Here is a 7784-nt window from a genome sequence, read left to right on the forward strand (position 1 = left end):
CGACCAGGCTGCACCGCCGCGGCGCTTCGGGAAGCTGCAAGTCGACATCGCCGCCCGAGAGGTGCACCTCGATGGTGAGCCGATCCGGTTGACTCGCACCGAGTTCGACTTGCTGAGTGCGTTGTCTGCGCGCCCGGGCGTGGTCTTGACTCGCCGCCAGCTACTCGAAACGGTGCGGGAGGGACCGTGGGTCGGCGACGAGCACGTCGTCGACGTGCACATCGGTCATTTGAGACGCAAGCTGGGCGAGAACGCGAGCACCCCGCGCTATGTGCTGACCGTGCGCGGCGTGGGATACCGGATGGGAGGCGGACAGTGAGCGCGGCTGCGAACGCCCAACGAGCGCCGGTGCGCGCTTGGTGGCGCCCGGGGATCGGCATGCGACTACTGGTCGCTCAAACCATGGTGTTACTGGCCGGTGCGCTGACCACCTGGATGGTCGCCGCCATCGTAGGGCCACCATTGTTTCGTGACCACCTGCGCCAGGCCGGCGTCGCGCCACATTCGGCCGAGCAGCATCATGCCGAGGAGGCCTACCAGTACGCCATGGTCGCCGCGGTGGGCGGCGCGTTGGCGGTCTCGGTACTGGCGGCCTTCGCGGTCAGCTGGTACATCAGCCGGCGCCTGCAGCGCTCCGTCACAGAAGTAGCCTCAGCAGCGACCGCGGTCGCCGACGGCCGCTACACCGTGCGGGTAGCTCCACCGCACCTCGGGCAGGACTTCGACGCGCTGGCGGCTGCGTTCAATCAGATGGCCGGTCGCCTGCAGGCCGTGGACGCCACCCGCCGCCACCTCTTCGCTGACCTGGCCCACGAAATCCGCACTCCGGTCGCGGTTTTGGAAGCCTACATGGAAGCGGTCGAAGACGGTGTCGAGAAACTGACTCCGACCACCACTGCCATGCTGCGTGATCAGACGCGCCGACTGGTGCGTTTCGCCCAAGATGCCGCCGCTCTCTCTCAAGCTGAGGAAAGCTCCGCATCGATGACGACGACTGACACCGACATCGCCGAGCTGGTCAGGACCGCGGTCAGCGCCGCAGCCAAACGCTACCGAGCCAAACAGGTAACCCTGGCCACCCACCTGCCACCCCGCGTTCCCGCAGTTTCAGGCGACCCGCAGCGACTCGCTCAGGTAATGGCCAACCTGCTTGACAACGCATTGCGGCACACACCGCCGCACGGCCACGTCGACGTCCGCGTCCACATAGACCGTCACCAGCTCGAAGTCAGCATCTCCGACACCGGCGAAGGCATTCCCGCCCAACACCTTCCGCACGTATTCGAGCGGTTCTACCGCGTGGAAGCAGAACGCACCCACGACAAGAGCGGAGCCGGCATCGGTTTAGCAATCGCAAAAGCACTCGTCGAGGCACACGGGGGCTCCATCACAGCACGCAGCCAAGGACCGGGCACCGGGGCCACGTTCATCATCACACTTCCGGTCGCCACGTCGGAGCGCCGCCGACCAGACTTGCCGAGGCCAGAGTCTCAAGACCTGCACGTCCGACCCTAATTGGACAATCTGTCCACGTCCGCGGCCGGACTATGTAATTAGCGGCGTGTCGTGTCAGATCGGTCTGTCTCCCTGGGTTTACCGCGGCGTTTGGCGGCGGTGGGCCAGGCGTTGGCGCGCAGAAGTCGTAACCCGTTGAGGCCGACGAGGATAGTGGAGCCTTCATGGCCTGCCACAGCCAGCGGCAGCGGGAGATGTCCGACGAGGTCCCAGGTGACCAGGACCGCGATGAACGTGGCGGCAATGATCAGGTTGGCGGCCACGACACGGCGGGCGCGGCGCGCCAATTCAAGGACGGCGGGAAGAGTGGCCAGGTCGCGGGTGATTACGGCGTCGGAGGTTTCCAGCGCGAGGTCGGAGCCGCTTCGTCCCATGGCGACGCCGATGTGGGCGGCGGCCATGGCCGGGGCGTCGTTGACTCCATCACCGACCAGCATGACTTTGGCGCCGCTGGCTTCAAGCTCGCGGACGGCGCTGACTTTGTCCTCGGGCAGCAGCCCGGCCCGGACATCGGTGATGCCCAGATCGGCGGCCATGCGGGCCGCTGCTCGGCGGTTATCGCCGGTAAGCAGGATCGGCTGGGCGCCGGTGAGCGTGGCGAGGTGAGCAACGGCGTCGGCCGCCTGCTCGCGAGGACGATCGGATAATCCGAGGACCCCGGCGGGGGCCTCGTTGACGCGCACGATCACGGCGGTATGGCCGGTGTCTTCCAGTTCGCGAGCGGTGGCGTGGGCGGCGGTGTCGTGATCTTGGAGTAGGGCGGGGCTGCCGACTTCAACGATGTTCTCACCGATGCGGGCTCGCACTCCGCGCCCGGGGGTCGAGGTGAAGTCGGTGGCCGCGACCATGGTGAGCTGTGCGTGGTGGGCGGCGGCCGCGATAGCGCGGGCCAGCGGATGCTCGGAGGGGTGTTCGGCGGAGGCCGCCAACCTTAGCAGTGTGGTGTCGTCGAGGTGGCCCGCGGGCAGGGGGCGAATGTGGATGAGTTGCGGCGTTCCCTCAGTGAGTGTGCCGGTCTTGTCGAAAGCCACGTGGGTGATGCCGGCGAGTTTTTCCAGTACGACCGCGGATTTGACCAGCGCGCCGTGGCGGGCGGCGTTGGCGATCGCGGCCAGCAGTGGCGGCATGGTGGAGAGCACCAGGGCGCACGGTGACGCCACGATCATGAATGTCATGGCCCGCAACAGCGCTGATTGCAGGTCGGAGCCCACCAGCATGGGGATGACGAACAACGCGATCGTGGCGGCCACCATGACGACTGAGTAGCGCTGTTCGACCTTTTCGATGAACAGCTGGGTGCGGGCCTTGCTGGCGCTGGCCTGGTCGACCATGGCCACGATGCGGGCGATGACGGTGTCGGCGGCTGGGCGCCAAACCCGCACCCCCAGGCTGCCGGTGCCGTTGACGGTGCCGGCGAACACCTCGTCACCAACGGTCTTGTCGACGGGCAGGGCTTCACCGGTGATGGTGGCCTGGTCGACCTCGCTGGCACCCTCGAGGACCACGCCGTCGCCGCCGATGCGTTCACCGGGACGGATCAACAGCACGTCGCCGACGTCGAGAGTCGCGGTATCAACAATCTCCTCACCCGAATCGGTGATGCGGGTGGCGGTTTCGGGCGCCAGATGGAGAAGTCCGCGCACGGAGTCTTCGGTGCGTTTGGTCGCCGCCGCCTCCAGCGCCCCGGAGGTCGCGAAGATGACGATCAGCAGGGCGCCGTCGAAGACCTGGCCTATGGCGGCCGCGCCGATGGCCGTGACCACCATCAGCAAATCGACATCAAGGGTCTTGTCCAACAGGGCTTTCAGCCCTGCCAGGGCGGGTTCCCAGCCGCCGGCGGCATAGCAGGCCAGATACAGCGCCCAGTACAGCCAGACCGGCCCCCCGGCGAGCTGCGCCAGCGACCCCGCCCCGAACAGTGCGGTCGCAGCCACTGCCCACCGCACCTCCGGTAACGACCAGGCGGTGGATCGGCGCGCCGGCCAGGAGTCGATCGGGGAGCGCTGCAGCGCGGTGGTGGCGTGTTGCACGTCAGTGGTCACCGGATTCATAGCTGCCGCATTCGCGTATATACGCAAATGCGCGCTCAGATGGGCAGATCATCACGCAGACGGCGCTATACTTTGGCCGTGCACTCGTCCTTTGCGGGTTTCTCGATGCCCACCCAGGAGCAGGTCACCAGGGCCGCGGAGACATTTCGCATGCTCAGCGACCCGACCCGGGTCAAGGTGTTGTGGGCGCTGCTGCAAGGTGAAACGTCGGTGGCGTGCCTGGCCGATCTCGCTGATGCCGCGCCCACAGTGGTCAGCCAGCACCTGGCCAAGCTGCGGCTGGCCGGCCTGGTCAAAAGCCGCCGCGACGGAACGTTCGTCTACTACTCGCCCGCCGACACCGACGTGCTGCGAGTGCTCAGCCAAGCGCTCTTCGGCGCCGACACCATCACCGCCGACCCCACCACCGCAGAACCGGTTAGCCGACGCCGCCCGTCATCGCGACGCTAGGTCATTCACGTCAATGCCTAAGCATGACATGGGTTTCGCGATCAAAGGGTACTGAACGGGGCAGCAGTCGATTTGTGCGGCATCAGCGTTGATCGGCGTCATGATGCACGAGGCGATCGATCATAATCGCGGCTACCACTGTGTCGGACAACCTTTTTCCCAGCGGCCGAACGCAGACTGAGGGTCACCATGACCGAGCCCGGCTGCTAGCGGCGGATCTTTTTCAGCTGGCGCTAGGAGATTAGCGTGGTGCGCGGTCGACAGGCGCGTGATCCAGTTGCTGGCGGTGTTGAAGAGTACCGGGCGTGGGCAGCTTTCATGCCCGAGCCCGATCGCCCAGTGTTTTGCCGAGGCCTGGGTCGTCCGAGCAGGATCACGTTTTCGGCTTTCGGCACAAAAATTTCCGGTGACCCAAGTGGGCCAACACATCTCGCCGCAGCGAAGACGGCGATCGAGGTTCAAGCCCTCCAAACTTCTTGACCTGCGGATCGCTGCAAGGGTCCCCGCGCCGGCGGGAATCACCGGCACGGGGACATCGAGGAGAGCTCGACGCTCCTAGCTTTCTGGCACCCCTACAGCGAGCCGAGGATCTGCTCCATGGTCTCGATCTCTTTTTGTTGCGAGGCGATGATCGAACGTGCCATCTCGATCGCCGCCGCGAACTGGCCGTTGTCGACCTCAGTCTGCGCCATCGCGACCGCACCTCGGTGATGCTCGATCATCTGCGTCAAGAACAGCCTGCTCGCCTCGACACCCTGCGCGTTACGAAGCGCGGTCATGTCTTGCTCGGTCATCATGCCGCCGCCGCCCATATTGCCCATGTCATGGCCGGGCATGCCCGGCATACCGGCGCCCGGAGACGTCGTGGAAGACACGCCCCATTCTGATAGCCAGCCTTGCAATTGCTGGATTTCCGGGCCCTGAGCCGCCTTGATTTCGTTGGCCAACGACACCACGCGCCCATCGATGCCCTGCTTAGCCAGCAGCATGTCGCTCATCTCAATTGCCTGCTGATGGTGTGGGATCATCCCTTGGGCGAAGGTGACATCGGCGTCGTTGTGCGCTTGAGCTTGGGCGCCGTTGCTTGCAGAAGCGGATGACGACGGGGTGGCCACCGCCGAGGTAGTCATCGACGACGTGTCTTGTTCGCTTTGTGAGCTGTTACTGCAGGCGCTCAATGCGAGCGCTGCCGCCACTGCAGCGACGGCGATGCCGATTATCCGGTTCATTTGCACGCGAATTCCTTTCGTTGCGCAGCTAGCCAGCCTGCAGGCAAAACCTAAAGGGTCGGGTCCATGTTCGATGAAGAATCGGTAAAGACCCTGACCGCCGGAGCTAGCGTTTCTGTCGCCGATCCCTTAGTCGTGATGGCCCGCCATGTGTCCGGAGGAAAACATGTGCACACTGGCCAGCACTCGGCCGACCCTCGGATCGGGAACGAAACGAGCCACGTTCCACGGTGCCTCAAACCGCTCCAACGTAGTCACATGACGACGGTCGATGGCTTCAACGATCATGTCGACCGGCATAGCCATCCGGTGGGTGGCGTGCAATGCGTCGAAGGCCACCACTCGAAGCGCCTGGACCTTCTGCGGCTAGGGCGTGTTCAACAGCCGTCGGGCTGCGCGTCAAGTCGTGTACGAGGAATAACAAGACAGCATCGACCTCGTTGGGAAGCGGGACGACCGCAGCATCCCCGGTCACGACCTCAAGCCTCCCACCACTTCATAACAGCCCAAGCGTCGCGATAATCGGCCGCGATCACCGGGGCTCATGCGCCCGCCGCAACCGAGTACCGAAGCAACTCTGCGAGCGTCAGTCGTGCGCCGCGCAACACCGCGGCGCCGGCGATTCGCTGGGGTACGACCCCAGCTGACCTCATTACATACGTAACAACTACGCATACCCAGTAGCAGCTGAGGATTTCACCCTGACGCGCCAGACCCTCCCATCACCGAGTGTGTCAGGTGCACTCGGCCCGCTCGCGCCGCGCAGTCAACCCACCTTTGCGCCGCGGGGTAGTTACGATGTACGTATCGATGCAGTAGCCGCTTCGGTGGCGACACGCTCGTGTTGTAGGTCAAAGGCGACGTTCAAACCTTTACCGAGCCTTCCACGAAGGAGCAGGAAAGCAAAACACCGAGCGGCGACCATGGAGGGTGGTCACATGTGCAACGCGGCGGGACGGCGCAGGACATCGAGGCTTGCAGCCGTCGCATCTGCGTTGAGACGACGGCAGAAAAGGGGTAGCCATGCTGCTGCGGCGGCGGACTTCACGGATCGGTCGGCGGAACACTCGGCTCGGGCTCATCGCCGGGACGGTGGTGGCCTTGACGGTGCTGCTCATGGGATGCAGCAGCAACGCGGCCCCGCGGCCACCGCAAGTGATCGCAGACAAGGGCGACCCGTATAGCGAATTACTGGTACCTACGCTGCAATCCTCAGTGGCAGACGGTGCCGTCGGTGTGGCGGTGGACTCTCCTGTCACGGTGACCGCCGGCGACGGCGTCCTCGGCCCGGTCACCATGGTCAATGCAGACGGCATTCCGGTCGACGGGCAGCTCAGCCCAGATGGAGTGACGTGGGCCACGACCGAGCCACTGGGCTACAACAAGCAGTACACGTTGCACGCCGAAGCGCTCGGACTCGGCGGCATCACACGCAACAGCATGACATTCCAAACGCAGTCGCCGAAGAACCTGACGATGCCTTACGTCATGCCCAACAATGGCGAAGTCGTCGGAGTCGGCCAACCCATCGCCGTCCGCTTCGACGAGGACATCCCGAACCGTCTGGCTGCCCAGAACGCGATTTCGGTCGTCACTACTCCCCCGGTAGACGGAGCGTTCTACTGGCTCAGCAGCCGCGAGGTCCGCTGGCGTCCGGCCGAATATTGGAAACCCGGTACTACCGTTGAGGTTTCGGTCAAAACGTATGGTGTCGACCTCGGGAACGGCTTGTTCGGCCAGGACGACCTCAGCACCCGGTTCACCATCGGCGACCAGATCATCGCCACCGCCGACGACAGCACCAAGACGCTGAGCGTCAGGCGTAACGGCGAACTGATCAAGACCATGCCGATGTCCATGGGTAAAGACAGCACACCCACTGACAATGGCGCCTACATCATCGGCGACAGGTACCCGAATCTGATCATGGACTCGTCGACCTACGGCGTGCCGGTCAATTCACCAGACGGTTACCGGCTCGATGTCGATTGGGCGACCCAGATGTCTTACAGCGGCATATATGTGCATTCAGCACCATGGTCGGTCAGCAGTCAGGGGCGTGCCAACGTAAGCCACGGCTGCCTCAACGTCAGCCCCGCGAATGCCGTCTGGTTCTACGAGAACACCAAGCGCGGCGACATCGTCGAAGTCGTCAACACCGTAGGGCAAACACTGTCCGGTACCGACGGCCTCGGTGATTGGAATATCCCGTGGGAGCAGTGGCGAGCAGGAAATGCGAACCTCTGAGCTACACCGAACAGTACCGATCAACGCTGCATAATCATCACAGGCGGCTGTCGGGGACAGACCCCGGGAGATGGCACGCGCCCATGCGATCAGCCTTGATCATTATCTCTACGGTTACCGCATTGCTGAGCGGAGCATGCTCAAGTGCTGACAGCCCCTCTGGCCGATCCAACCCCAGGGGTCTTGCGCACATCCACGGCATGGGCGTGGATTCCGACGGCGTGTTGTATGCCGGCACGCACTACGGCGTGTACCGACTCGCCGGGGAGCGCGACCCCGAACTCGTCGGCGA

The 7784-nt window shown here is 64.3% G+C and carries 7 protein-coding genes; 4 read left to right on the forward strand and 3 right to left on the reverse strand.

Features of this window, described 5'->3' with window-relative positions; genetic code table 11:
• On the forward strand, positions 1–319 hold a 319-nt coding region (locus tag RMCN_RS02615; protein WP_131808487.1), incomplete at its 5' end, for a winged helix-turn-helix domain-containing protein.
• 59 nt (positions 320–378) lie between these two features.
• Entirely contained in the window at positions 379–1515 is a 1137-nt protein-coding gene (locus RMCN_RS02620; protein WP_084377055.1) for a sensor histidine kinase, read from the forward strand.
• Positions 1516–1553: 38 nt separating this feature from the next.
• Here RMCN_RS02620 and RMCN_RS02625 read toward each other — a convergent pair whose 3' ends face one another.
• Positions 1554–3566, reverse strand: a complete 2013-nt coding sequence (locus RMCN_RS02625; RefSeq protein WP_084377057.1) for a heavy metal translocating P-type ATPase — start codon at positions 3564–3566, stop codon at positions 1554–1556.
• A gap of 78 nt (positions 3567–3644) precedes the next feature.
• Between RMCN_RS02625 and RMCN_RS02630 the strand changes: the two genes are divergently transcribed.
• Positions 3645–4016, forward strand: coding sequence for an ArsR/SmtB family transcription factor (locus tag RMCN_RS02630; RefSeq protein WP_067387074.1), 372 nt, complete (start codon positions 3645–3647; stop codon positions 4014–4016).
• A 572-nt stretch (positions 4017–4588) separates the two neighbouring features.
• Here the strand turns inward: RMCN_RS02630 and RMCN_RS02635 are convergent.
• Positions 4589–5245 carry a DUF305 domain-containing protein gene (locus tag RMCN_RS02635; RefSeq protein WP_067387076.1) on the reverse strand — a complete coding sequence of 219 codons (657 nt, stop codon included), beginning with the start codon at positions 5243–5245 and terminating at the stop codon, positions 4589–4591.
• Between the two features lie 129 nt (positions 5246–5374).
• Complete coding sequence (locus RMCN_RS02640; RefSeq protein ID WP_067387077.1) at positions 5375–5587, reverse strand: hypothetical protein; 213 nt, start codon at positions 5585–5587, stop codon at positions 5375–5377.
• Between the two features lie 774 nt (positions 5588–6361).
• Between RMCN_RS02640 and RMCN_RS02645 the strand changes: the two genes are divergently transcribed.
• The gene (locus RMCN_RS02645; protein WP_409366030.1) at positions 6362–7492 is read left to right on the forward strand and encodes a L,D-transpeptidase; all 1131 of its coding nucleotides are present in this window, start codon (positions 6362–6364) and stop codon (positions 7490–7492) included.
• The last annotated feature ends 292 nt before the right edge of the window (positions 7493–7784 follow it).

The organism is Mycolicibacterium novocastrense (assembly GCF_001570485.1).
Taxonomy (GTDB): Bacteria; Actinomycetota; Actinomycetes; order Mycobacteriales; family Mycobacteriaceae; genus Mycobacterium; species Mycobacterium novocastrense.

Excerpts from the sequence above, each read along its gene's own strand:
- RMCN_RS02620 (WP_084377055.1), top strand. The coding sequence starts at position 379 with ATGCGACTACTGGTCGCTCAAACCATGGTGTTACTGGCCGGTGCGCTG.
- RMCN_RS02625 (WP_084377057.1), bottom strand. The coding sequence starts at position 3,566 with ATGAATCCGGTGACCACTGACGTGCAACACGCCACCACCGCGCTGCAG.
- RMCN_RS02635 (WP_067387076.1), bottom strand. The coding sequence starts at position 5,245 with ATGAACCGGATAATCGGCATCGCCGTCGCTGCAGTGGCGGCAGCGCTC.
- RMCN_RS02645 (WP_409366030.1), top strand. The coding sequence starts at position 6,362 with ATGGGATGCAGCAGCAACGCGGCCCCGCGGCCACCGCAAGTGATCGCA.